The 24,906-nt window shown below is 68.2% G+C and carries 20 protein-coding genes; 9 read left to right on the top strand and 11 right to left on the bottom strand.

Annotated features, from left to right (window positions below; all coding sequences use genetic code 11):
• The first annotated feature begins 2 nt into the window (after positions 1–2).
• Genes GVN21_RS08210 through GVN21_RS08200 form a run of 3 tightly spaced genes read left to right on the top strand, consistent with a single transcriptional unit; the run spans position 3 to position 3,126 of the window.
• Positions 3–1,451, top strand: a complete 1,449-nt coding sequence (locus GVN21_RS08210) for a lipopolysaccharide biosynthesis protein (protein ID WP_166574243.1) — start codon at positions 3–5, stop codon at positions 1,449–1,451.
• Positions 1,448–2,380, top strand: coding sequence for a glycosyltransferase family A protein (locus GVN21_RS08205; protein ID WP_166574242.1), 933 nt, complete (start codon positions 1,448–1,450; stop codon positions 2,378–2,380). The genes GVN21_RS08210 and GVN21_RS08205 overlap by 4 nt, the downstream gene beginning before the upstream one ends.
• Positions 2,380–3,126 carry a polysaccharide deacetylase family protein gene (locus GVN21_RS08200; RefSeq protein WP_166574241.1) on the top strand — a complete coding sequence of 249 codons (747 nt, stop codon included), beginning with the start codon at positions 2,380–2,382 and terminating at the stop codon, positions 3,124–3,126. The genes GVN21_RS08205 and GVN21_RS08200 overlap by 1 nt, the downstream gene beginning before the upstream one ends.
• On the opposite strand, the gene GVN21_RS08195 is transcribed toward GVN21_RS08200, so the two are convergent.
• Genes GVN21_RS08195 through GVN21_RS08185 form a run of 3 tightly spaced genes read right to left on the bottom strand, consistent with a single transcriptional unit; the run spans position 3,123 to position 6,643 of the window.
• Positions 3,123–4,388 (bottom strand): O-antigen ligase, encoded by a 1,266-nt coding sequence (locus tag GVN21_RS08195; RefSeq protein WP_346764230.1) that lies wholly within the window; start codon positions 4,386–4,388, stop codon positions 3,123–3,125. The genes GVN21_RS08200 and GVN21_RS08195 overlap by 4 nt on opposite strands.
• Positions 4,385–5,086: a CpsD/CapB family tyrosine-protein kinase gene (locus GVN21_RS08190; RefSeq protein WP_166574240.1), complete on the bottom strand. Its 702-nt coding sequence runs from the start codon at positions 5,084–5,086 to the stop codon at positions 4,385–4,387. Before GVN21_RS08190 ends, GVN21_RS08195 begins: the two co-directional genes overlap by 4 nt.
• Positions 5,087–5,137: 51 nt before the next feature.
• Positions 5,138–6,643, bottom strand: coding sequence for a GumC family protein (locus GVN21_RS08185; RefSeq protein ID WP_166574239.1), 1,506 nt, complete (start codon positions 6,641–6,643; stop codon positions 5,138–5,140).
• Between the two features lie 93 nt (positions 6,644–6,736).
• Between GVN21_RS08185 and GVN21_RS08180 the strand changes: the two genes are divergently transcribed.
• Entirely contained in the window at positions 6,737–7,498 is a 762-nt protein-coding gene (locus tag GVN21_RS08180) for a polysaccharide biosynthesis/export family protein (RefSeq protein ID WP_240902816.1), read from the top strand.
• 20 nt (positions 7,499–7,518) lie between these two features.
• Here GVN21_RS08180 and GVN21_RS08175 read toward each other — a convergent pair whose 3' ends face one another.
• Complete coding sequence (locus GVN21_RS08175) at positions 7,519–7,788, bottom strand: sel1 repeat family protein (RefSeq protein ID WP_166574238.1); 270 nt, start codon at positions 7,786–7,788, stop codon at positions 7,519–7,521.
• Positions 7,789–8,158: 370 nt separating this feature from the next.
• Here GVN21_RS08175 and GVN21_RS08170 point away from each other — a divergent pair, with 370 nt between their 5' ends.
• On the top strand, positions 8,159–8,659 hold the full coding sequence (locus GVN21_RS08170) for an RcnB family protein (protein WP_166574237.1): 501 nt from the start codon (positions 8,159–8,161) through the stop codon (positions 8,657–8,659).
• Between the two features lie 59 nt (positions 8,660–8,718).
• On the opposite strand, the gene GVN21_RS08165 is transcribed toward GVN21_RS08170, so the two are convergent.
• The 3 genes from GVN21_RS08165 to GVN21_RS08155 all read right to left on the bottom strand — a co-directional run bounded on the left by GVN21_RS08165 (position 8,719) and on the right by GVN21_RS08155 (position 13,541).
• Positions 8,719–9,822: a sugar kinase gene (locus GVN21_RS08165; protein WP_166574236.1), complete on the bottom strand. Its 1,104-nt coding sequence runs from the start codon at positions 9,820–9,822 to the stop codon at positions 8,719–8,721.
• Positions 9,819–10,490 (bottom strand): bifunctional 4-hydroxy-2-oxoglutarate aldolase/2-dehydro-3-deoxy-phosphogluconate aldolase, encoded by a 672-nt coding sequence (locus GVN21_RS08160; RefSeq protein ID WP_166574235.1) that lies wholly within the window; start codon positions 10,488–10,490, stop codon positions 9,819–9,821. Before GVN21_RS08160 ends, GVN21_RS08165 begins: the two co-directional genes overlap by 4 nt.
• A 90-nt stretch (positions 10,491–10,580) precedes the next feature.
• Positions 10,581–13,541 (bottom strand): TonB-dependent receptor, encoded by a 2,961-nt coding sequence (locus tag GVN21_RS08155; RefSeq protein ID WP_166574234.1) that lies wholly within the window; start codon positions 13,539–13,541, stop codon positions 10,581–10,583.
• Between the two features lie 230 nt (positions 13,542–13,771).
• On the opposite strand from GVN21_RS08155, the gene GVN21_RS08150 reads away from it, so the two are divergent.
• Positions 13,772–15,100 (top strand): pectate lyase, encoded by a 1,329-nt coding sequence (locus tag GVN21_RS08150; protein ID WP_166574325.1) that lies wholly within the window; start codon positions 13,772–13,774, stop codon positions 15,098–15,100.
• 3 nt (positions 15,101–15,103) lie between these two features.
• On the opposite strand, the gene ppc is transcribed toward GVN21_RS08150, so the two are convergent.
• From ppc to recA, 4 genes are all read right to left on the bottom strand, one after another.
• On the bottom strand, positions 15,104–17,773 hold the full coding sequence (gene ppc, locus GVN21_RS08145; protein ID WP_166574233.1) for a phosphoenolpyruvate carboxylase: 2,670 nt from the start codon (positions 17,771–17,773) through the stop codon (positions 15,104–15,106).
• The gene (gene kduD, locus GVN21_RS08140) at positions 17,758–18,513 is read right to left on the bottom strand and encodes a 2-dehydro-3-deoxy-D-gluconate 5-dehydrogenase KduD (RefSeq protein ID WP_166574232.1); all 756 of its coding nucleotides are present in this window, start codon (positions 18,511–18,513) and stop codon (positions 17,758–17,760) included. Before kduD ends, ppc begins: the two co-directional genes overlap by 16 nt.
• Before the next feature lie 7 nt (positions 18,514–18,520).
• Positions 18,521–19,354 (bottom strand): 5-dehydro-4-deoxy-D-glucuronate isomerase, encoded by an 834-nt coding sequence (gene kduI / locus GVN21_RS08135; protein WP_166574231.1) that lies wholly within the window; start codon positions 19,352–19,354, stop codon positions 18,521–18,523.
• Positions 19,355–19,797: 443 nt separating this feature from the next.
• Entirely contained in the window at positions 19,798–20,868 is a 1,071-nt protein-coding gene (gene recA, locus GVN21_RS08130; protein WP_166574230.1) for a recombinase RecA, read from the bottom strand.
• Between the two features lie 237 nt (positions 20,869–21,105).
• On the opposite strand from recA, the gene GVN21_RS08125 reads away from it, so the two are divergent.
• The 3 genes from GVN21_RS08125 to GVN21_RS08115 all read left to right on the top strand — a co-directional run bounded on the left by GVN21_RS08125 (position 21,106) and on the right by GVN21_RS08115 (position 24,889).
• Positions 21,106–22,716: an EAL domain-containing protein gene (locus GVN21_RS08125; protein WP_166574229.1), complete on the top strand. Its 1,611-nt coding sequence runs from the start codon at positions 21,106–21,108 to the stop codon at positions 22,714–22,716.
• Between the two features lie 56 nt (positions 22,717–22,772).
• A complete protein-coding gene (locus tag GVN21_RS08120; RefSeq protein WP_166574228.1) occupies positions 22,773–23,006 on the top strand; it encodes a DUF5961 family protein in 234 nt (77 codons plus the stop codon).
• A 197-nt stretch (positions 23,007–23,203) separates the two neighbouring features.
• Positions 23,204–24,889: an integrin alpha gene (locus GVN21_RS08115; RefSeq protein ID WP_166574227.1), complete on the top strand. Its 1,686-nt coding sequence runs from the start codon at positions 23,204–23,206 to the stop codon at positions 24,887–24,889.
• Positions 24,890–24,906 lie beyond the last annotated feature (17 nt).

Below are 24,906 nucleotides of genomic sequence, written 5' to 3'. Positions count from 1 at the left end.
CGATGTTCTGGCGTGGCGTCCTCGGCTATCTGCCCGTCAACCTGGCCCAGGGCCTGGTCGGGCTGCTGACGATCGTTGTCTTCACCCGGTTGCTGACGCCGGAGGACTATGGCGTCTACGCCCTGGCCTACTCCGGCATGGTCCTGGCCCACACCGCCCTTTTCACCTGGACAGAGGCCGCCATGGCCCGGTTTCAGGCCCAGGCCCGCGAGCGGGGCGAGGTCGCCGATCATATGATGACCCTTTACCGGGCCTGGTCGATGCTGGGGCTGGGGTTCCCCGTTCTGGCCGGCGCGGTGGTCTGGGCCGCGCCTATGAACCCGGAGCTCAAGGTCGCGGTCAGCGCCGGTCTGGCCGCCATCCTGTTCCGCAGCTGCATCAAGCTCGCCCAGGAACGCCGGCGCGCCGACGGTGAGGTCGCTTCCGCCGCCACCCTCGACATCGTACAGACCATCGGCGGCTTCGCCGTTGGCGCGGCGCTGGCGGCCATGGGCCTGGGCGGCGCCTCGCCGCTGATCGGTTCGGCCGCCATTGCCGCTATCTGTCTGGTCTTCGTCCTCCCCGGCGAGCGCAGGCTGATGGCCGGCGGCCATTGGCAACAGCGCCGAACCCGCGAGTATGCCGGATACGGGGTGCCGATCTCCCTCTCTCTGATCCTGTCGCTGGTCATCGCCAGCACCGACCGCTTCGTGCTCGGCGCGGTGCTCGGCGAGGAGGCGGTAGGGGTCTATCACGCTGGCTACAGCCTCGCGAACCGCACCCTGGACGTGGTCTTCGTCTGGCTGGGCATGGCCGGCGGCCCGGCCCTGGTCGCCGCCTTCGAGCGCGGCGGGCTCGAGGCGCTGCGGCAGCCGGCCCGCGACCAGGCCAGCTTCATGGTCCTGCTGACCCTGCCGGCCACCGTCGGCCTGGCCCTGGTCGCCCTGCCTCTGTCCGAACTGCTGATCGGCCCGGCCCTGGCCCAGGGCGCCGCCAAGGTCGTGCCCTGGATCGCCGTGGGCGGATTCTTCTCCGGGGTCACCACCTACTACCTGCACCAAGCCTTTACCCTGGGCCGCCGCACGGGCCTGTTGATGGCCGCCATGACCCTGCCGGCGGGGCTGAACCTGGTGCTCAACTTCGTGCTGGTCCCGCGCTTCGGCCTCGACGGCGCCATGTGGGCGACCACCGCCAGCTATGCCGTGGGCGCGGCGGCGTCCTTGGTCCTCGGTCGGCGCGTCCTGGACCTGCCGATCCCGGTGGACACCTTCATCCGGACCGCCCTGGCCTGCGTCCCAATGGCCCTGGTGGTCGTCAACCTGCCGGACATGGACGAAGTCCCCGAACTGTTCCTCAAGGCCGGCCTGGGCGCCGCCACCTTCGGCCTCGCGGCCTGGCTGCTCGACGCGGGCGGCCTGCGCACCCATGGCAAGACCCTGCTCGCCACCCTGCGCCCGAGGGCCGCCGCATGACAGCCCCGGCCCAGGACTGGACCATCGACAACCCCCTGTGGGACGCTGCCAAGCCGCGCCTGTCGGTGCTGATCCCCTTCCTCGGCGATGACCCGGTCCAACTGGCCCAGGAACTCGCCGCCCAGTCTTCCCACATCGAGATTGTCCTGCTCGACGATGGCGGGAAGGACCCCGCCCTGGCGACCCGCGTCTCCGAAGCCGTCCAGGCCCTGCCCGCTCCCGCGCGGTTCGTGAAGCTGGCCGCCAATGTCGGCCGAGCCAAGGGCCGCAACCGGCTCGCCGCCCAGTCGCGCGCCAAGCACCTGCTGTTCCTCGATGCCGACATGCTGCCCGACAGCCCGGCCTTCATCGCCGACTGGCTGGCCTTGATCACGGCGCAGAACCCCGCCGTCGCTTTCGGCGGCTTCTCCTTCGACCGGACACCCGCGCGCCGCGAACACGCCCTGCACCGGGCGTTGGCCCTACGCAGCGACTGCCTGCCGCCGGCCCAGCGGGCCGAGGCGCCGGAGAAACACCTGTTCACCTCCAACCTGCTGGTCCGCCGCGACGTCTTCGACGCCATCGCCTTCGACGAGCGGTTCACCGGCTGGGGCTGGGAGGATGTCGAATGGGGGATGCGGGTGGCCCGCGAGCACCCGATCCTGCACCCCCATATTCCGGCCAGCCACATCGGGCTGGACACCGCCGCCACCCTGGCCCGCAAGTACGAGCAGTCGGCCGCCAATTTCGCCCGGGTGGTCGAGGCGCATCCGGAGGTGGTCTCCGGATACGCCAGCTTCAAGGTTGCCCGCGCCATCCGCCGCCTGCCGGGCCGCGCCCTTCTGCGCGCTGCCGCCAGGGCCGCCGCAATGGCCGAGCCCCTTCCGCCCAAGGCCCGCGCCTTCGCCATGCGGCTCTACCGCGCCGCCCTCTATGCGGAGGTCGTCTGATGGAAGCCTATTCGGCCGACCGCTCGCTGCGCGGCAAGCTGCGCCGCCGCTACACCCGCCTGGCCTACCGCAAGCCCCTCACCCTCGCGCTTGACCGCCCGATGCTGACCTTCAGCTTCGACGACGTCCCGGCCACCGCCGCCCTGGCCGGCGCCCAGGTGCTGGAGGCAGCCGGCCTGCGCGGGACCTTCTACATCTGCGCCGGGCTTGAGGACGGCGAAGGCCCCATGGGCCGCTACGGCTCGTCAGAGGACGCCCGCCGTCTCGTCGCCGCGGGCCATGAGGTCGCGTGCCACACCTACAGCCATCTCGACTGCGGCCAGGCCGACCGCGCGACGATCGCCGCCGATGTCGATCGCAATGGCGCAGCCCTGGCCGAGCGCGGCGCCCCGGCGCCGGTCAGCTTCGCCTACCCCTATGGCGACGTTTCCTTCTCGGCCAAGCGCGCGCTGGGCGAGCGCTTCAAGACCCTGCGCACCGTCCAGGCCGGCCTGGTCGAAAGCGGCGCTGACGCCAACCAGCTGCCGGCCGTCGGCATCGAGGGCGCGGACGGCGAGGCTCGCGCCCGCGCCTGGATGGCGCGCGCCGCCCAGCGCAAGGCCTGGCTGATCCTCTACACCCACGACGTGGCGGAGGCCCCCTCCGCCTGGGGCTGCACGCCGGACGCCCTGGCGCGGCTGGCCGCCGAGGCGGGCGGGTTCGATGTCGTGACGATGGCGCAGGGCGCCGCGCGCGCCGGTCTCTAGGCCTGGTCGCGGTCCGGCAGGGCCAGCTTCACCGCCAAGGCCACGAAGATCACCCAGCGAAAGTCGTTGTACGAGACCGCGAAGCTCTCGGTCAGGGTGGTGAGGCTGTAGATGACCAGGAACGGCAGCGCGAGGTAGGCGCCCTTTTCGCGGAAGGTGGCGACGACCGCCGCGCCCATGGTCTGCAGGTAGAACAGCGCCCAAGCCGCCAGACCGACATAGCCCATGCCCAGCCACTGTTCGAGCCAGGCGTTGTGGGCGTGGCTGGCCTTGAACCCCGCGTCGCGGGTGATCCAGGCCAGCGGACCCCAGCCGGACTTGTCGTCCCACACCGCCGCATAGCCGTAGCCGGTCCAGGGTCGCTCCTGGATCTGGGTCCAGATCGCCGCCCAGATTTTGGTCCGGCCGGTCAGGGTGGCGTCCTTGCCAAGGTACCCCAGGAAGACGTCGGCGGCGAAGATCAGGAAGGCGGCCAGCAGCGCCGCCCCGACCACCGCCGCCCAGGTGGCCATGGTCGCCGAGGCCGGCCCTCGCCTCACGATCCAGATGAAGGCCAGTGCTCCGCAGCCCAAGGCCAGGGAGACCAGCGCCGTCTTCGAGGTCGACATCAACACGAGCAGCAGCGCCAGGCCCGCGAGGCCGCCCCAGAGCCAGCGCCGCTTGGGAACCAGCATGGCCGCCGCCGCCAGGATGGCGAAGCCCATGGCCATGTTGCCGCCAAGCGAATTCTTCTCCATCCAAAGCCCGCGCCAGGCGCCAGGGAACAGGGTCTGCATCTTGCCGAGCGAGGGCATGGCCAGGATCAGCAGCAGCGAGCCGACCGCCAGGATGGCAAACGCCGCCCCCATCACCTCCGCCAGGGTCGCCCAGCGGTATCGGGCCGCGATAACGATCCCGGCCAGGGTGGTGGCGTAGAGCGCGACCAGTCGGCGCATGGTGGCGTCCGGCGACAGCGACCAGAGCATCGAGGCCGCCGCCACCAGCATGATCAGCACCAGGAAAGGCTGGCGCAGCACCCCCTTGATGCTCTCGCCCAGGCTCATGGCCAGCAGCAGGATACCCGCCGCGTAGGCCGGCAGATAGGCGTTGCGGACCAGGGCCGAGCTGCCCTCGTCGAACGTCTCACCCACCAGGGGCAGGATCCAGCCCTGGCTATGGATGACCAGCATGAACACCGCCAACCCGAAAGCCAGCCAGTCGAACATGTCGGCCCGATGGGTGGGCGCGGCGCGTTGCGGCGGCTGCCAGGCCGCGTAGGTCACGGTAATAGCCGCCGCAGAAAGCCGGGCGCCTCGACCTGGGCCCTGTTGAAGAACACCCCGGCGCATCGCCCTCCCGCGGTGGTGATGGCATCGCGCAGCTGGGCGGGGCCGCGGACGTCGGCCTGGTCGGCGGCGACCACCAGCACCGTCTGGTCGATGAATGGGGCCAGGGTCGTGGCTGCCTGGGAGCGGTCAGCCGACGGCGCGTCGATCACCACCAGGTCGGCATGCTTGCGCAGCGCGTTCCAGTAGTCGGCGCCGGGCAGCACATGCACCGTCTGGCGGCCCTTGAGCACCTCACGGCGAAAGCGGGTAACCCACCAGCGGGGCCCGCCCACCGAATAGGCCTGGACGTACAGGGCGTCGGGGACCGGCTTGCCATCGGTTCCCCGCTGCGGCGGCTGGACGGCGAGGAACATGCTGCCGTCCGGGCTGGCCGAAACCGGCTGGCCGAGGGGACCGTAGAGGTCCGGGTCGGCGGCGATGGCAGCGTGCTGCGGCGAGCCCTGGAGGTCCAGGTCGACCAGCCAGACCGTCTTGCCGGCCCGCCGGGCGGCAAAGCGGGCGAACTCGCGGGCGATGGTCGAGGTGCCCTCGCCGCGATGAGCGGCGGCGAACTGGATGACGCGCGCACGGCCGGGGGCGGGCGCGCCAAGCGACGCCCACAGCCCTCCCATCTCGCCGCTCAGGTCCACCATTCGTCGAATCGCCACGCGTACTGCGGCTTGAACCCTAATCCATCCTGGGGCTCAGCGCGCCTTCACCGGCGCCGCACCCAGCACCGGCAGATCGAGTGTGCGCGCCGCCGATGCGGGCGTGGGCATCCCCGGCCGCAGGAACATGCGCAGCAGCCCGGCGCACAGCGCCGAGAAGGCCGCGAACAGGAAGGCCAGCATCAGCACCGGCCGGCGCAGGCTGGCGCCCTTCGGCGGCGGGCTGGCGCGTTCGACGATGCGGATGTTGTCGTTGGTCTCGCCGGCGATCATCCGGGCAGCCTCGTCCTGTTGCTGCTTGACGCTGAAATCCCGGACGCTGCTCTGAAGGATCTCGCGGTCGCGGGTCAGGTCGGTGAATTCCGGCTCCAGCTCGGCCATGCGCTGCAGCTGGGCGGTGGCCTCGGCGTACTGGGCGGTGTTGGCGTCGCGGTGGCTGCGCAGGGCGGCGATCTCGGCGGCAAGTTGGATCTTTTCAGTCTGCAGGGTCTGGTAGACCGGGTTGACGCCGGTGCGTTGCGCGCCCGGCGCGGCGGTGCGCCCGGCGGCCATGCCGGTCTCCAGCTGGCGGATCTGGGCTTCGACGTTCTGCACCTCGATGCTGGTCGGCTTGTAGCGGCTCAGCAGGTCTTCGCGCTTCATCTTCAGCTCGGCCAGCTTGTTGGCGTCGGCCATGTTGGCGTCGCGATAGAGGCCGATCTCCGGCGCCACCTGAGCCAGCTGGGCGTCGAGCGAGGCCAGGCGGCCCTGGCGCTGCTGCAGCTCCGCCTCGATGGTGTACTTCTGGCCTTCGAGCTGGCCGATGAGCTGGGTCAGGCTGGTCTTGGTGGCGGCGAAGTCGCCGAGATTGTTGTTGGCCAGGAACTCCTGGTAGGCGGCGTCCGCCTGGCCCAGCCGGTCCTCGAACAACGCCCGCTGGCGCTCCAGCGCCGGCGACGCCGGCTGGATCAGGACGGTACGGCGGTAAATGAGGTATTCCTCAAGAAACGCATTGAGCGTCCGAGCCGCGACGACCGGGTCGTCATGCTCGAAGCTGATCCGCACCACCGGATTGGCCGGCGTGGCGGCGACATTCATGTTCTCGCCCATGTCCTGGACGGCCTTGGCCATGATCAGCGGCTTGTCGGCGGCCGAGGCGGCGTCGTACTCGGCCCCGGCCTTGGGATAGACCGCGCCGAGGCCCAGTTTGCGCAAGGTGCGCTCGCGCAGTTGGGCGCTCATCAGGATTTCGGTTTCCGAGGCGACCAGTCCGTCGACGTCCGGCACCGCCCCGCGGGCGGCATCCCCGGCGCGGGGCTCGTAGACATATTCCTGGCCGAGCTGGACCAAGACACTGGAGCCGGCCGTGTAGGACTTCTTGAGGGTGAAGGCGAAGCCGGCTCCGATCAGGAAGATCAGCAGGAAGACCGCCAGCATCAGCCCCTTCTCGCGCCACAGCAGCGTGACGAAGTCACTCGGCGCATAGCGCGGCCGCCCGGCCCAGTCGGCGCGCGCCGGCGGGTCGTGCGGAACCATCGTCCATGTGCTGGCGGCGGTGGCCATGCGAATCCCTTGGGACCTTTTTCTGGTCCTGCCCATGCACCCTGGGAGGTCGCCGTTAATGGTCCGTTACCCATTCTCCTTAACGGTTGGGTCATGGGCCGCGCGCGCACCGGAATCGTCCTGTTGACCCTCGCCGGGGTGGCCATGGCCTCACCTGCCGGCGCCCAATGGCCGTTCGGCGGGGCTAAGGATCGCCGCCAGCCGGACCCGCCGCGCAGCAACAGCCAGTTCCCCGATATCGCCTATGCCGATTGGAGCGACGCCGAGCCGAGTTATCGCACCTATCCCGGCGATGAGCTGGAGATCGTGGTGCCCTCAGCGCCGGAGCTGAACAAGACGGCCATCATCCAGCCGGACGGCCGCGTCTCATTGCCGCTGATCGGCCCAGTGATGGTCGCCGACCGCACCGTGCCCGAGCTGAACGCTATCCTGACCCAGGCCTATTCGCGCGACCTGCTGCGTCCCGACACCATGGTGTCGGTGAAGACGGCCCAGCCGCTGCGGGTATTCGTGGGGGGGGAGGTCGACAAGCCCGGCGTCTACGACATGCCCGGCGACATCAACTCGCTGCAGGCCATCATCCAGGCCGGCGGCTTCCGCGTCAGCGCCAAGCGACGCGAGGTGGTCATCCTGCGCCGCGGCCCCGACGGGCGCTTCATGCGGCGGACGGTGGATCTTTTGAAGGGGTCGTTCCAAGGCGGATCCGATCTGGTCCCGCTGCGCCGGTTCGACATCGTCTATGTGCCCAGGAGCGAGATCGCCGAGGCCAACCTCTTCCTGCAGCAGTACTTCAAGGACCTGATCCCGATCAGCTTCGGGCTCAGCTACGACCTCAACGGCAACAATAACCGCTGAGTTCGCCTAGGCGCTTCGCCTCAGGCCCTGGCCAACCATTCGCGCGCCTGACGCTGGGCTTCGGCGACCTCGTCCGAGGCCATCTCCTGGCTCAGTTCCTTGCGGTAGAGGCGGGCCTCCTCCGAGCCGCGCATGGCGGCGAGGTTGAACAGCATGTGCGCCGAAACATAGTCCAGCGGCGCCCCGCCCTGGCCGGTCGAATAGAGCATGCCCATCCGGAACAGCTCGTCGCCGGTCGATTGCGGCCCCGGCAGGGGCAGAAGGGTTTCGGTCTCGTGGCTCGTCATCATGACGTCCTATCCCGTGCTTGGCGCCGTTCTGGCGGCCCGTTCGTGTTGATCACGGGTACGAAAAAAGAGCCCGCCACGTGAAAGCAAGGTTAACCGCAAAGCGACCCGCGACAATTTGTGCGATTTCTGGCGAAATACTTTGCGCGCGTTAGTTTGCTGGTAATCAGCTGGAAAAGTTGCGTTTACCGGCGTTGCGACGGGGTTACCGGACTGACCGGCCGGTAAGGATTTAGTGGCGCCGGGTTTGGAACGGTTAACCTGACAGGCTCGTTCAGGCCGGGTTCAGACAGGCCCAGTCATCCTGACCGTCTGTCGAGGGCCATTCCCGCGATCCCCAGGATCGCCAGTCGACCTAAAGGAGGATGTCGACATGAAACGTCTCCTGCTCAGCCTGGCCGCCGCCGCCTGCGTCTCCGGACCCATCCTGGCCGCTGCCTCTACCGCCGACGCCCAGCCTCGTGACCGCTGGGAGCGCCGCGAAGACCGTCAGGATCGTCGCCAGGACCGGCGCGAGGATCGCTGGGACCGTCGTGACGATCGCCGTGACTACCGCCGCGACCGCCGGGACGACCGTCGCGAGGCGCGCTGGGATAACCGCCGGCACAATGGCTACTACTATCGCAACCGCTGGCACTACGGCCCGCCGCCGAGCGCCTACTACAACGATCCCTACTACCGTCCGGGCTACGCCGCCTGGCGTCGTGGTTCCTATCTGCCGGGCTACTACCGCTCGAACAGCTACCGGATCAACGACTACGGTCGTTACCGTCTGCGGGCCCCGCCGCGCGGCTACTACTGGTACCGCTCGGGCGACGACTTCATCCTGGCCGCCATCGCGACTGGCCTGATCTTCGAGGTCATCACCCGCTAGGGTCCCTTGCCCAACGTGAAGCGCCCCGGAGGAAACTCCGGGGCGTTTTCTTTTGGGCTTCAGCGGATGACCCGGGCCCCCTTGCCGTGCATCACCGCCTCGACCTCGGACGCCCGCACCATCGAGGTGTCGCCCGGGGTGGTCATCGCCAGCGCGCCATGCGCGGCGCCGTACTCGACCGCCGCCTGCGGTCCCTTCCCTTCCAGAAAACCATAGGCGAGCCCGGAGGCGAAGCCGTCGCCCCCGCCCACGCGATCGTAGATCTCGAGATTCTCCCGCATCTGCGAGGCGTAGAACTCGCCGCCGGCCCAAAGGATGGCCGACCAGTCATTGATCGACGCGGTCTTGGCGTTGCGCAGGGTGGTGGCGGCGACCTTGAAGTTCGGGAACTCCTTCACCGCCGTAGCGATCATGGTCTTGAAGTTGGCCGGGTCGATGGCGCTGATATGCTCGTCCAGGCCCTCGACCTCGAAGCCAAGGCAGGCGGTGAAGTCCTCCTCGTTGCCGATCATCACATCGACGTACTGGGCGATCTCGCGGTTGACCTTCTGGGCGCCGGGCTTGCCGCCCTGGCTCTTCCACAGGCTGGCCCGGTAGTTGAGGTCGTAGGAGACGATAGTCCCGTGCTTGCGGGCCGACTTGACCGCCTCGATCACCGCCTGGGCGGTGTTGGGCGCCAGGGCCGCGAAGATGCCTCCGGTGTGGAACCAGCGAACGCCTTCCTCGCCGAACAGCCGGTCCCAGTCGACCTCGCCCGGCGCGATCTGGCTGGCGGCGCTGTTGGCGCGGTCGGAGCAGCCGAGGGCCGCCCGCACCCCGAAGCCCTTCTCGGTAAAGTTAAGGCCGACGCGGGTGTTCCGGCCGATGCCGTCGAACTCGCGCCAGATCAGGTGGCTGGTGTCCACCCCGCCCTGCATCATCAGGTCCTCGACCAACCATCCAAGGTCGTTGACCGGCAGCGCCGTCACGGCAGACGACCGCTTGCCCCAGGTCTTCCGCATGGCGCGGGCGACGTTGTACTCCCCGCCGCCTTCCCAGACGTGGAACTGCCGCGAGTTGCGCACCCGTCCGAAGCCCGGGTCGAAGCGCAGCATTACCTCGCCGAACGAGACGCAATCCCAGCGGCAGTCGGCGGCGGGGCGGATGTCGAGGATGTCGCTCATGTCTTCCTGTGTTTTTCGATCAGCTGAACCGTGTCACGGACCTTGGCCTCGATCCCGGCCCAGTCCTTGGCGTCGAGCAGGGCCTGGGTGATCAGCTTCGATCCCATGCCGGCCGCCACGATGCCGGCGCCGAACCAGGCCTTGACGCTGTCCTCGGTGGGATCGACCCCGCCGGTCGGCATGATCCGGGTCCAGGGCATCGGCCCCAGCACCGCCTTGACGAACTCCGGCCCGCCGACCTGCGTCCCCGGGAACACCTTGACGATCTCGCAGCCCAGTTCCTGGGCGTAGGAAATCTCAGAGGCCGAGCCGCAGCCCGGGCTGTATGGGATCATCCGCCGATTACAGACCTTGGCCACGTCGGCGTTGAGGATCGGCCCGACCACGAACTTAGCCCCATTGGCGATGTAGATGCCGGCCGTCGGCGCATCGACCACCGAGCCGACGCCCATGATCACGCGCGGATCCGCCTTGGCGAAGTGGCGGGCCACCTCGAGGAAGACGTGGGAGGCGAAGTCGCCCCGGTTGGTGAACTCGATGCAGGGCGCGCCGGCGTTGGCGCAGGCCTGGATGACCTGGATGCAGACCTCCGGGTCCGGGTGGTAGAAGACCGGGATCACCCCCTGCTTCATCATGGCCGTCAGGACGGACATCCGGTCGTGAGTCATCGCGCGCTCTCCTTACTCTTGGGGGCGCCAACCTAACTTGAAAAAGGTGGGCGCCGGGTCACATCCCGGCGCCCAGTTCGCGCAAGGAGGTTAGAAGCTGTACCGAAGGCCGAAATAAACCTGACGGCCGGTGTGGTGATAGACAGAGGTGCTTTCGCGCCCGTCGCCTCCGACCCACTGACGGTTGAACTCGTCGGTGAGGTTCAGCCCCTCGACGGTGACCATCAGCTTGTCGGTGATCTTGAAGCTGGCCGAGGCGTCGACATTGAAGGTCTCCGTCTTGCCCTCGGTCAGGTTGCCGTTCCGCCCCGGCACGTTCTGCAGGTAGCCGTCGCGGTAGGAGCCGCTGATCCGGGCGCTGAACCGGTCGTCCTCGTAGTAGAGGGTGGCGTTGTAGGCCTTGGGCGACAGGTTCACGAGGTCATCGGTCACGACCGAGGAGCACAGGGCGTTGTTGCAGTAGTCGATCTCGGACTTCACGTAGGTGTAGTTCAGCTGGATGCCGAGGTTCTCGAGCGGGCCCGGCAGGAAGGTGAAAGGCTGCTGATAGCTGATTTCGAAGCCTTGCAGCGGGCCGCCCTCGGTGTTCACCGCGCTGGTCAGCTGGAAGACGGTCGAGGGGCTGCAGCTGTTGGCCAGCAGGCAGAAGCCCGGAGCGAAGGCGCTGGGGTTCAGGGCCGTCAGGTCCGTGTAGGGAAGATCCTGGCGGATGATCTGAATGTAGGTGTCGATGTCCTTGTAGAAGAAGGCCACAGACAGCAGGCTTTCCGGCGCGAAGTACCATTCGAAGCTGAGGTCGTAGGTATTGGCCTGGAACGGCTCCAGCTTCACGTTGCCGATCGAGGCGGTGAAGTTCGGACCGGTGGCGCTCAGCGAGGTGGTCGGCACCAGGTAGTTGGTCCCGGCCAGGGTGTTGCCGATCTGGGGCCGCGCCATGACCTTCGCCGCGCCGAAGCGAACGATGAAGTTGTCGGTGGCATTCAAAGCGAGGTTCAGCGACGGCAGGTAGTTGTCGTACTCGTGCGAACCGAACACCCGGGTCCCACCGCCGGTCGAGCTGTAGCCCTGGGCGTAGAGGTTGGTGTTCACGCCCCGAATGCCCAGGTTGCCGCGCAGGTTCATGTCCCAGAACAGGTCGAACCGGAAATCGCCCTGGATGTACCAGGCCCGGTCTTCTTCGCGGATGAAGCGGTTGCCGCCCCGGGCGTTGCCGTTAGTGATGCTGGTCAGGGTGAAGTCACCGCCCGCAACGCCGGTGTTGCAGTTGCAGTAGATGTCGAACAGCTTGGCGATGGCGTTGAGGTTCGGCACCACCCAGCTGCGGTCGTTGGCGCCCGGCTGGCCCAGGTTGCTGCCGTAGCCGGTCAGCAGGGTGGAGATATCCGCCACCGTCGTTCCGCCCGGCAGGGCCGGCACCACGGTTTCATCGGCCCGCCGGAACTCGTAGGAGTCGCTCTCGTAGGTCTTGTAATTGTAGCCGAACTTCAGGGTCAGCCAGTCATAGGCATCGAAGGTGAAGTCGAGTTGGGCCGACTGGAACTCGGTGTCCACGCCATTGGGGCGGATGCGGATTTCCGAGCGCGGCACCGAGGAGCCGACCGCCCGCCAGTCCCAGTTGGCCGGATTGGCGACGTCGAAGCCATAGTCGATCAGCGGGGTGTTACGGTTGCCGCGGAAGTCCCAGCTGAAGCCCTGGATGTTCTGGCGGTCGAGGGTGACCGTGGTCTGTACCGGGTTCTCGAACTTCGACGTCGCCTGGCCGATGAAGGCCCGCATCTTGAACCGCTCGTTGAAGCGGTGGTCAAAGGTCAGGGTGTGCTGGACGAACTCGGTGCTCAGCTCGTCATAGCGCTGCTCGGAGCGCACATCGACGTTGTCGAAGACGCCATAGACCAGCTCATTGTTCTCCACGACCGCATCGCGCACGTGGATCTGAGTCTTGCCTCCGGCCGCGGCGTTGCGGCTGAACGACAGGCTTTCCAGGAAGTTTTCCTGACGCGTGGCGTCCAGCTTCGAATACAGGATGTCATAGCTGAAGGTGCTGTCGTCGGTGGGCTTGAATTGAATGGAGCCCGTGAAGCCCAAACGCTCCTGTTCATGCACCAGCCGGCCATAGCGCGGCAGGCGGGGGTGGAAGACGCTGGCGTTGTTGGCCAGCGTATAAGCGGTGTTGTTCGAGGCCGTATTGGCCGGACGCGGCACGCCGGTGGCGCAGTTGGCGGCGCTGGACCCGGTCGAGCCGCTGTTCGTGGGGTTCTGGGGGGCAAAACCCAGCGGCGAGCAGAAGCCGCCGTTGTCGGTGCCCCGCTCCCATCGCACCGAGGAGAAGCCCTCTTCCAACAGGCTGCGCTCGCTGTAGGCCACGGAGGCCAGGACGCCGATCTTGTCGTCCATGAAGGTGTTGCTGACCAGGAAGGCCAGGCGCGGGTCCCACTCTTCCGACAGGTCGTTGACGCCATACTGGGCGCTCATCGCCATCTGGAAGCCGTCATAGTCGAACGGCCGGGTGGTGCGCAGGTCGACCGTGGCGCCCAGCGAGCCTTCCTCGGTCTCAGCGGCGGCGGTCTTGCGAATGGTGATGCTGTTGAACAGCTCAGAGGCGAAGACGTTGAAGTCGAAGCCGCGGCCGCGGTTGGCGCCGCCCGAACTGTCGGTGCCGCCGGTGGTGGCCTGGGCCTCCATGCCGTTGATGCGGGTGCGGGTGAAGTCCGAGCCCAGGCCGCGAACAGTGATCGAGCGGCCCTCGCCGGCGTCACGGTCGATGGAGACGCCTGGGATCCGCTGGATGGATTCGGCCAGGTTCAGGTCGGGGAAATCGGCGATGTCCTCGGCCTTGATCGAGTCGACCACCGTCGTCTCGTTGCGCTTGATCTCGACGGCGCTGGCCAGGGCCCCGCGGAAGCCGGTGATCTGCACCTCCTCCACTTCGTTCTCGTCGGCGGGCGCTTCCTGAGCCGCGGCGACGCCGGCGGCGCCGAGCGCCATCGTCATGGCCGCCAGCGAGGCGCCGAAGCGCAGAGCGAACGCCCGCGAGTGATTCCGATTGGACATGTAACTGCCTCCCCTTCAGCGCGTCCGCGGTCTCATGCCGCCGATTGCGTTACCACGTTCCCTTGTCCCCGACCCGCCCGCGCACTGAAACTTCGCGGAGACATGACACCGGTGTCATACGTGAACGAAAGATCGTTGACACCGGTATCATCGCCAGTGATATCCCGGTTCCGTCGGATTTGGCAACCCCCCTCGGGCAACTTCCCGCCACAGGAGAGCCACAGTTGAAGGTGTTCCCGCCCATCATTCTCAGCTGCGCCCTGCTGGCGGCGGCGCCCGCGACGGCCTCGGATGCCCCCCAGATCGCCTTCCCCGGCGCGGAGGGTCATGGCCGGTTCGCCCAGGGCGGCCGGGGCGGAGCCGTGTTTCATGTCACCACCTTGGCCGACTCCGGACCGGGAAGCCTGCGGGCCGCTGTGGAGGCGAAAGGGCCGCGCACGGTGGTGTTCGAAACGGCCGGGACCATCCGGTTGAAATCGCCTCTCAAGATATCCCGCGGCCGTATCACCATCGCGGGCCAGACCGCGCCGGGCGCGGGAATCACCCTGGCCGACCAGCCGCTGGTCATCGCCGCCGACGACGTGGTGATCCGCTATCTGCGGGTGAGGCTGGGCGATGAATCAGGGGTGCAGGAGGACGCGGTCACCGTCTCGCGCGGCCGTCGCATCATCCTGGACCACCTCTCGGCCAGCTGGTCGGTGGACGAAACCCTGTCGGTGGGCAGTCGCTATGACCCGCCCGAGAGCGGCGTTTACGACGTCACCGTCCAATGGAGCCTGATTGCCGAGAGTCTGAATCGCTCGGTCCACGACAAGGGCCGACACGGCTACGGCAGTCTGATCCGGGGCGGACATGGCGCGAGGATGAGCTTCCATCATAACCTTTGGGCCAACCACCTCGCCCGCATGCCCCGGCCGGGCAACTACAACGGCCCGGAGGTTGACCCGGTCGGCGGCTTCTTCGAGTTCCGCAACAACGTCTTCTACAACTGGGGTGGCGAGGCCGCCGGCTACAACGCCGATGAGGCCGCCCATTCGTCCTACGACTTCGTCGGCAACGCCTACCTGCCCGGCCCCGACGGCAAGGGCGCCCTCGCCTTCTGTGAACAGAACAGCCTCTCCCGCGCCTGGTTCGCCGACAACGCCATGGCGGGCAAGGTCCCCGCCGATCCTTGGAGCCTGGCTGGCTGCAAGCCCCCGGCAGACTACCGCGCCGCCGGCCCACTGGCCGCCTCGGGCATCCACACGACCGGCCCGCTGGAAGCCCAGGATGCGGTGCTGGCCCAGGCCGGCGCGTCCAGGGTCCGCGACCCGGTCGATCTCCGAATCCTGGCGGGCGTGCGCTCGGGAACCGGCCGCCAGATCGACAGCCAGAAGGACGTCGGCGGCTGGCCGGCGCTGAACGGCGGCTCACCCCCGGCGGACATGGATCGCGACGGGATGGCGGATGCGTGGGAGCGGGCAAACGCACTAAACGCGTCAGACGCTGCCGATGGAGCGCTGGACAAGGACGGCGATGGCTGGACGAACCTGGAGGAATACCTGGCCAGCCTGATCTGAACCCTAGCCCGTGTTCCGCAGCCCCGCCGCGATTCCGGTGACCGTCAGCTGGATCGCCAGGCGGGTCTCCTCGCTGTCATCTCCGCCCCGTCGGCGCGAGAGAAGCTCCAGCTGCAAATGGTTGAGCGGCCTCACCGAACCGGCGGCCAACGCCACCGACTCCGCCAGCTCCGGCCGGTCGTCGAGCAGCGCCGTCCCGCCCCGGATCGCCAGGGCCAGGTCCACGGCCGCGTCGTGCTCCCGACGGATTTCATCAAAGATGGGGCCGGCCGACGCGTCATCGCACAGCGCCGCATAGCGGGCGGCCAGGTCCATGTCGCTCTGGGCCAGGGCCAGTTCCATGTTCGACAGCAAGGTCTCGACGATCTCGAATTCCCCGGCCAGCTCCGCCAGCCGTCCCGCCTCCAGACCCGCCCGCGCCGCGCCGCCGGCCAGGCCGTACCAGCCGGGCAGCATGACCCGCGCCTGCGACCAGCTGAACACCCACGGGATGGCGCGCAGATCCTCAATGCGGCGGCTCTTGGTGCGGGAGGCCGGGCGGCTACCGATGTTGAGGGTGACGATCTCGGCGATCGGGGTGGCCGACCAGAAGAAATCCTCGAACCCGGGCGTGTCGTAGACCAGCGCTCGGTAGTGGGCGAACGCGCCGGCCGCCAGGGCGTCCATCGCCGCCGTGGCCGCTCCGGCCTCCGAGGGCCGCGGTCGGGCGGTCGCGGTGAGAACGGCCGACGTCAGGCCTTCCAAGTTGCGGCGGGCGGTTTGTTGGTCGCCGAAGCGGCGGAAGATCATCTCCCCCTGCTCGGTCATCCGCAGCCGGCCCTGCACCGTTCCCGGCGGCTGAGCCAGCACGGCCTCGGCGGCAGGACCCCCGCCGCGCCCGACCGATCCGCCGCGACCGTGGAAGATCCGCAGACCGACGCCCAGTCGGTCGCCTTCCTCGGCCAGGGCGCTGGCCGCCCGCGCCACGCCCCAGCGGCTGGCCACATAACCTCCGTCCTTGTTGCTGTCGCTGTAGCCGACCATCACCTCCTGCACCGCCCCGTCGCCCAGCAGCGACCGGGCGGCCGGGGTTTCGAGCCACTGGCGAAGGATGCCGGGACCGGCCTCCAGGTCGCCGATGGTCTCGAACAAGGGGCTGACCCGCACGGCCGCGCGCGGCTCCTCCCCGCCCCAGACCAGGCCGGCCTGCTTGAGCAGGACCAGGGGCTCCAGCATGTCGGAGAGGCTGGCGGTCTTGGAGACGACGTAGGCGCCGATCGCCGCCGGGCCGTAGTCGGCGATAGCCTTGGCGGCAGCGTCGATGATGGCCAACTCACGCGCCGTCTCCTCTCCATAGGCCGTGAACGGCGAGCGCAGGGGACGGCGGGTAGCCAGCTCCTCCAGCAGGAGGGTGACCCGGGCCTCTTCGTCGAGGTCGAGATAGTGTTCGGTCTCCCCGGCCTGGGCCAGCAGGTCGGCGACCACCCGCTCATGAACGTCGGCGTTCTGGCGCAGGTCGACGGCCAGGAGGTGGAAGCCGCAGGCGCTGCCCACCGCCTGCAGGGTCTTGAGCCGCCCACCGACCAGCCGGGCGCCGCCATGGCTCTCCAGCGAGGCGTGGATCACCTCCAGGTCGACGAGGAATTCCTCGGGCGCGCCGTAGGCCGGACCGTCCGGGTCGGCCACGGCGAAGGCCACACGCGCGCCGGTCAGCTTCAGAGAGGTGGCGCAGAGGCGGTCGAAGATGCGTTCGAAGGCCAGGCGATAGGGCTCGTCGAGACGGTGGACGCTGGGCTGATCGGCCTGCATGGCCAGGGCCTGGAGCGCCTCGGAGGCCGGGCCGTAGGCGGTGGAGATGGCCAGGTCGGACCACAGCCGCCGCACCTCGCCGGCATAATGGTCGAGGATGATCCGCGCCTGGCTGCGCAAGGCGAGTGCAAGCGTGTCGGCGCCGACCCCGGGGTGGCCATCCCGGTCTCCGCCCAGCCAGGTGCCGAGCTTGAGGACGGGGCCGAGCTCGACGTCCAACGCCTGGTCCCAACGGTCGTAGAGTTCGACCAGCGCCGGCAGGATGGCGGTGCGGACGATGGACAGGGCGTTGCGGATCTCGTCGCCTACAGTGATCTTTTCGGGCCGGTAGAGGCGGGTGCGCCAGAGCAGCGCCACCTCGCGGAACAGATCCTCGCGCAGGCGCGCCTGAACGTCCGGGCGGCTGCGGTGCTGGCGCAGGGCCATCAGCCGCGCGATCTCCGACTGCCGCTCGACCAGGGCGCGGCGGCGCACCTCGGTGGGATGGGCGGTCAGCACCGGGGTCACCGAAAGGCTGTCCAGCGCCTTCCGGCCGGCCTCACCGAGTTCGGCCACGGCCGAGGCCAGGGTGGCGGCGCCCGCCAGGCTTTCGGCTTCGGCCTCTCGGCGGCGGCCGGCGACATCTTCGCCGATGTTGGCCAGCATCGAGGCGCAGGCGAAGGCGCGGGCCAGCAGGCTGGCCTCGGCCGGGGTGACCGCGGTGAACAGGAAGCCCAGGTGGGAGGCTTGATCGCCGCCGGCCGCCGTGGCGCGGGCAGTCTCCACCAGCCGGGCGCTGTCCTCACCGTCCAGATAGGCGATGGCCTCGGCGAGGAGTTCGCCGAGCAGGTCCAGGTTGCCACGCACCCGGCCGTTGATGGGGCGCTCGGTCAGCGGGCCAGCCATCCCCCATCCACGGGCAGGATGGCGCCATGCACATAGTCGGCGGCGCGGCTGGACAGGAACACCGCTGCCCCGCCGAGGTCCGAAGGCTGGCCCCAGCGGCCGGCCGGAATGCGCTCGAGGATGGATCTGTTGCGCGCCTCGTCGGCCCGCAGCGCCTCGGTGTTGTTCGTCGAGAAATAGCCGGGCGCGATGGCGTTCACATTGATTCCCTTGGCCGCCCACTCATTGGCCAGCAACCGGGTCAGTCCGGCTACGCCGCTCTTGCTGGCGGCGTAGGAGGCCACGCGGACTCCGCCCTGGAAAGACAGCATCGATGCGATGTTGATCACCTTTCCGGCGCCTTTCGAAATCATCTCGCGGGCGGCGGCCTGGGTCAGGAAGAAGGTCGTCTTCAGATTGACGTCCATCACCGCGTCCCAGTCCTCCTCGGTGAAGTCCAACGCGTCGTTGCGCCGGATGATCCCGGCGTTGTTGACCAGGATGTCCGGGGCGGCGGCGGCGGCCTTGGCGGCGGCGATCACATCGCCGCTGACGCCAGGCTGGCCCAGGTCGGCCTGGACGAAGTGGAAGCCGCGCCCGGCGGCCCGCACCCCGGCCTCGGTCTGCGTCGCCTGGGAGCGGCCGACCGCAACGATGTCGGCCCCGGCCTCGGCCAAGGCGATGGCGATCGCCTGCCCAAGGCCGGTGTTGGCGCCGGTGACCATGGCCGTGCGGCCGGCCAGGCTGAAGAGATCGCTCATCGGACGCCTACTTCAGCTGGCAGATGTCGAGGACGTTCATGTCGGTGTAGTCGAGGTTCTCCCCGCCCATCGCCCAGATGAAGGCGTAGTTGGAGGTGCCTGAACCCATGTGGATCGACCAGGGCGGGCTGACCACCGCCTCCTCGTTGGCGACCACGATGTGGCGGGCGCTGTCGGGTTCGCCCATGAAATGGAACACCCGCTCGTCCGGCTTCAGGCCGAAGTAGAAATAGATCTCCGAGCGGCGGTCGTGCAGGTGCGGCGGCATGGTGTTCCACACACTGCCGGTCTCCAGGATGGTCAGGCCGAGCAGCAGCTGCGCCGACTGGCAGACCCCAGGGATGATGTACTGGTAGATGGTCCGCTCGTTGGAGGTCTCCAGCGCCCCGCGCTTCAAGGGCGTCGCCTGGGCGATATCGATCTTCTTGACCTCGAAACGCGCATGGGCCGGGGTCGAGGCCAGGTAGAACCGCGCCCCCTCCCCTTCGAACATCACCTCCTTGGTCCCCATCGGCACATAGAGGCCGTCGCGGGGGCCGAGATCGAAGGCCTGGCCATCGACGGTCACGTTGCCGGCCCTGCCGACATTGATGATGCCCAACTCCCGCCGCTCCAGGAACGGATGCCCCTTGGCGCTCTCCGGCTCGGTCTGATCGGGCAGCTTCAAGGGCGAGGCCCCCGGCGCCGCCCCACCGATCACGAACCGTTCGTTGTGGCTGTAGTTCAGCACGACCTGCCCGTCCGCGAACAGGCCGCCGATCAGGTAGCGGTCGCGAAGCTGGTCATTGCTGGCCCCGTCCATCATGTCCGGATGGGTGGCCTGATAGGTCTTGGCGAACATGGCGGCGGTCTCTCCCCGAAGCTAACGTTTGTTGTCAGGTAACCGGTGTCATGGGTTGAAGCAAGATCGGGAGAGAGATTAGCAGCGCCCTCGCCTTCGCGGGAGCGTCAGGATCAACTCTCCCCCCGCTTTGCGGGGGGAGGACCGGTTTCGAGCCTGCAAGCGACAGAGCAGGAGGGGGCAAGTCCGTTTCAGGAGGGACCTCCCTCCGCCGGGGGGCCCGCATCCTGGCTTCTCGCCTGCAGGCTCGAAACCGGTCCTCCTCCCGCTTCGCGGGGGGAGAGTTGAAGCCCATGTGTCGTCAAATAGAAAAGGACGCCCGCCAGTCCGGCGGACGTCCTTAAAGCTCACGGCCCGCCTTGGTGCGGGGCGGGATGGGGCGGGGGTGGAACCGCGATCCATCCCAGGCCGGCCGCGAGCAATCCTGCTCGAAGCCGTCGCTCCTAGACGTCGTCTTCCTCGGAGGGACCGACCAGCAGCTCTTCCTCGATGTCCGCGGACTTGCCGCGCACCTGAGCCTCGATCTCGGCGGCGATGTCCGGGTTGGCCTTGAGGAATTCGCGGACATTGTCGCGGCCCTGGCCGATGCGCTGGCTGTTCCAGCTGAACCAGCTGCCGGCCTTCTCGATCACCCCGGCCTTGACGCCCAGGTCGATCACTTCGCCGAGCTTGGAGATGCCTTGGCCATACATGATGTCGAACTCGACCTCGCGGAACGGCGGGGCCACCTTGTTCTTCACCACCTTGACCCGGACGTTGTTGCCGATGATCTCGTCCCGCACCTTCACCGACCCGGTGCGGCGGATGTCCAGGCGGACCGAGGCGTAGAACTTCAGGGCGTTGCCGCCGGTGGTCGTCTCCGGGCTGCCATACATCACCCCGATCTTCATGCGGATCTGGTTGATGAAGATGACCAGCGTCTTGGCCTTGTTGATCGAGCCGGTCAGCTTGCGCAGCGCCTGGCTCATCAGGCGGGCCTGCAGACCAGGCAGGCTGTCGCCCATCTCGCCCTCGATCTCGGCCCGGGGCGTAAGGGCCGCCACGGAGTCGATCACAATGATGTCGACCGCGTTCGACCGCACGAGGGTGTCGGTGATCTCCAGCGCCTGCTCGCCGGTGTCCGGCTGGGAAACCAGCAGGTCGTCGAGGTTGACCCCCAGCTTGTGGGCGTAGGACGGATCCAGCGCATGCTCGGCGTCGACGAAGGCGGCGGTGCCGCCGGCCTTCTGAACCTCGGCCACCACATGCAGCGCCAGGGTGGTCTTGCCCGAGCTTTCCGGCCCGTAGATCTCGACGATCCGTCCCTTGGGCAGGCCGCCGATGCCCAACGCCAGGTCCAGACCCAGCGAGCCGGTCGACACCGACTCGATCTCCACGATCTTGCCCTTGGTGCCCAGCTTCATCACCGAGCCCTTGCCGAAGGCCCGGTCGATCTGGCTCAGCGCCGCTTCTAGAGCGCGCTGCTTGTCCCCGTCGTCTTTACCCACGAGCTTCAATGCCGCCTGACTAGCCATTTCGTTTCCACCTTGTCCCACGATTCTCGCCGGCCCGCCCGGCATGTCGAAGGACAGTAGTACACGGTTTGTTCCTGTTCGCAATATGTTCTTTTTCGCGACCGGCCGGGGCCTTTGCGCGGGGCGTCGGCTGTGGGGCCCTGCCCTCATTTCGTTGCGACGGCTTGCCGCGCCCCCGCGACAACTCCCCCTTAAGCGTCCCGACGCTAACAAGAGCGGCAATCACGGAGCGCCCCCTTGGCCCCCTCTCCCCGCACGCTGCTCGGCTTTGCGTTCACCGCCGGCGACCTGCTGCTCGAGCTGGACGCCGAGGGTACGATTCTCGAGGTCGTCGGCGCCGCTCAGGCCCTGTTGGGAATGGCGGAGGCGACCCTGCCTGGGACCGCGATCCTCGATCTGGTCCATGAGTCCGACCAGGCCCTGGTCTCCGCGCTGCTGGCGACTGCCGAGGAGGGCCGGCGCCGGGGACCGGTCCCCCTGCGGCTGGCGCGGGCCGGGGAGCACGGCGCCGTGCTCTCCCTCCGCAGTCTGCCGGGCAATGGCGGCCGGCTGTCGTGCGCGCTCACCGGCGGCCCCATTCCGATGCGACCTCCGGGCGATGGACTATACGATCGCAACAGCTTCGAAGCCGTCGCCCGAGGCCTGGGAGAGGCCGCCAGGGCCACCGGCCGGGAGTTGGAGTTGGCGATGGTCGAGCTCACCGGCCTGGCACGCATCCGGGCAGCCATGGACGCCAAGGCTGCCATGAACCTGGACGCCAAGGTCGGCGGCGCCCTGCGCAGCGAGATCGGCGCCCTTGGCGCGGCGGCGCGGCTGAGCGACGAACGGTTCGCGGTGGTTCGCCAGACGGGCGGCTCCACCGCCAGCATGGCGCGCGACCTGTCCCGCGCGCTGGCCCTGGTCGGCGAGGACGTCACCGTCTCCGCCCAGGCAGCGCCGATGGAATCCGCAACCCCCGCTCGCCTCGGCCGCGCCATGCGCTACGCCCTGGACGACTTCATCGCCGAAGGGCTGAAGGAACACCCGCCGGCCAGCATGGCCGAGGCGATGAACCGATCGGTCCGCCGCACCCTGGCCCGGGCCGGCGAACTGGGCGTGGCGGTCAGCCAGCGGCGCTTCACCCTGGCCTTCCAGCCGGTGGTCCGCCTGTCCGACGGAGCCCTGCACCACCACGAGGCCCTGGTCCGCTTCGAAGAGAACGCCAGCCCCTTCGCCATGGTCCGACTGGCCGAGGAGTTCGACCTGATCGAGGAGCTCGACCGGGCGGTTTGCGAACAGGCCGTCCGCCGCCTGCGCGCCGACCGGACCGGCGCCTTGACCCTGGCCGTCAACATCTCCGGTCGAAGTGTCGGCTCCTCGCCCTTCATCGAGGGTCTGCAACGCCTGATCGCGGCCACCCCAAACCTGGCTGGCCGGCTGATCTTCGAGGTGACCGAAAGCGCCGCCATCGACGACCTGGCGCTGGCCAACCGCCATATCCAGGCCCTCCGCGAGGCCGGCTCGCTGGTCTGCCTGGACGACTACGGCGCCGGCGCCGCCTCTCTCGCGTTTCTTCAGGCCCTTGCGGTCGACATCGTCAAGATAGATGGACGCTACGTCCGCGATCTGGCCGGCGGCGGTCGCGACGCCGCCCTGGTGCGCCATCTGGTCAAGCTCTGCGGAGAACTGAAGGTTCGCACCGTGGCCGAGATGGTCGAGACCCGCGAGGCCGAGGAGGCCGCCCGCGCGGCCGGCGTCGATTTCGGCCAGGGCTGGTGGTATGGACGCCCCGCCGACGTGCCCGAAGCCCCGGCGCGGCACGACGCGATGCCAGCGCGGCGCAAGGGCGCCAGTGAATCCTGGCGCTGATCGCCGCGGTCGGAATCCAAACGGCGGCTCAGGCGTTGGAGACGCAGGAGACACCGATGCCGCCCGAAACCCGCCGCTACGAAGTCCACCCCGCCCACCACGGTCGCGACGCCACCCATACCGTGGAGGGCGCCAGCTACGAGGACGCGGCCCTGGCCTTCATCGACCGTTGGCATCCCGCCATCGACGCGGACGGCGAGGTCACCCTGATGGTGGCCGACTGCGAGACCGGCAGGCAGGTCTGCCTTCGGGTCGATCTGGACGACGGCACGACGGCGCCCTGCGACTAGCTTCAAGGCTCCATGCGGACGCCGGCGCCGACAGCAGCGGCTGGCGGCAGAAGCGCAAGTGACGACGCCCTCCATACTTGTTGAAGGTGAACCCTTCCACCGATGCCGACATCGTGAGATATCGGCGTTCGCCGCGCTGACGACGGCTAACGGCCGCGAACCAAGTGATCTCGCGGCCTCTCTGCTCGGAGATGCCCATGCCTTTCGACGCTGTCCTTCAGCTTTCCACACTGAACGGGACCACGGGTTTCCAGATCCGTGGCGTCTTGGCTAACGACGTTGCCGGCAAATCGATCGCCTCAGCCGGGGACATCAACGGCGACGGTATCGACGACCTGATCATCGGCGCCTGGGGCGCCGACCCGAACGGCGGCTATTCCGGCGCGAGCTACGTTGTGTTCGGCACAGGTTCCGGTTTCGGGACCAGCTTCGAACTCTCGTCCTTGGACGGCACGAACGGCTTCCGGCTCAGCGGCGCGGCGGCGGGTGATCGGAGCGGATTTTCGGTCTCCTCGGCGGGCGACATCAATGGCGACGGCATCGACGACCTGATCATCGGGGCCTATTTCGGCGCCGGATATGCCGGAAACAGCTATGTCGTGTTCGGGCGCGACACAGCGTCCACTGGTGACTTTGCGGCCAATCTCAGTCTCTCGGACCTGGACGGATCGAACGGCTTTCGGATCGTCGGGGCGGCCGGATTTGACCTCAGCGGCCGGTCGGTCGCTTCGGCGGGGGACGTCAATGGCGACGGCATCGGCGACCTGATCATCGGAGCCCCCTTTGCGGATCCGAACGGCAGTCTGTCGGGGGCCAGCTATGTGGTATTCGGCCGAGACACCGCGACCGAAGGCGACTTCTCGACCAGCTTCAATCTGGCGAGCCTGGACGGGACCAACGGCTTCCGGATCAGCGGCGTGGCTTCAGCTGACCGGAGCGGCTTTTCGGTCGCCGCGGCGGGCGACGTCAACGGTGATGGCATCGGTGACGTGATTGTCGGAGCCTACGGCGCCGACCCGAACGGCTCCAATTCCGGAGCCGCCTATGTGGTGTTCGGCCGCGATACCGGAACCGTGGGCGACTTCGCGGCCAACATCAATCTTTCAGCGCTGGACGGGTCCAATGGCTTCCGGCTCAGCGGGGCCACGGCAAACGATCAGACCGGCTACTCGGTCGCCTCGGCGGGGGACGTCAACGGCGATGGCATCGACGACCTGATCATCGGCGCCAGGGGCGCGGACCCGAACGGCTTCAGTTCCGGCGCCACCTATGTGGTGTTCGGCCGTGACACCGCGATCGCGGGCGACTTCACGGCCAGCCTCAATCTGTCGGCCTTGGACGGAAGCAACGGATTCCGCATCAGCGGCGTGGGGGGCTATGATGAGAGCGGCTGGTCGGTCGCCTCGGCGGGGGACGTCAACGGCGACGGCTTCGATGACCTGCTCATCGGGGCACCGTACAGCGACCCGAACGGCGCCAGTAACGCCGGAGCCAGCTTTGTGGTCTTCGGCGGCGGCGCCGGGTTCGCGTCCAACCTCAACCTCTCGGCTCTGGATGGATCGAACGGTTTCCGGATCAATGGCGTCTCGGCGAATGATAATACTGGCGCGGCGGTCGCCGCGGCGGGGGACGTCAATGGCGATGGCATTGACGACCTGATCGTCGGCGCCCCTCTTCGCGATCCGAACGGCAGCAATTCCGGCGCGAGCTATGTCATCTTTGGCCGGCTTCTCAATCTCGGCACCCCGGCCAACGACACCACCACCGGAGGCGCGTCAGGGGATCAACTGGCTGGCCAGAGTGGCGCCGACGTTCTCAGCGGCCTCGACGGGGATGATGTGCTCGACGGCGGCGCCACTCTGGCCAGCCAGTTGATCCCCTGACGCGCCTCCGGTGGTGG

It is taken from the genome of Caulobacter sp. SLTY, assembly GCF_009905535.1.
GTDB lineage: Bacteria > Pseudomonadota > Alphaproteobacteria > Caulobacterales > Caulobacteraceae > Caulobacter.
This window is presented reverse-complemented; position numbering and strand designations above follow the sequence as displayed.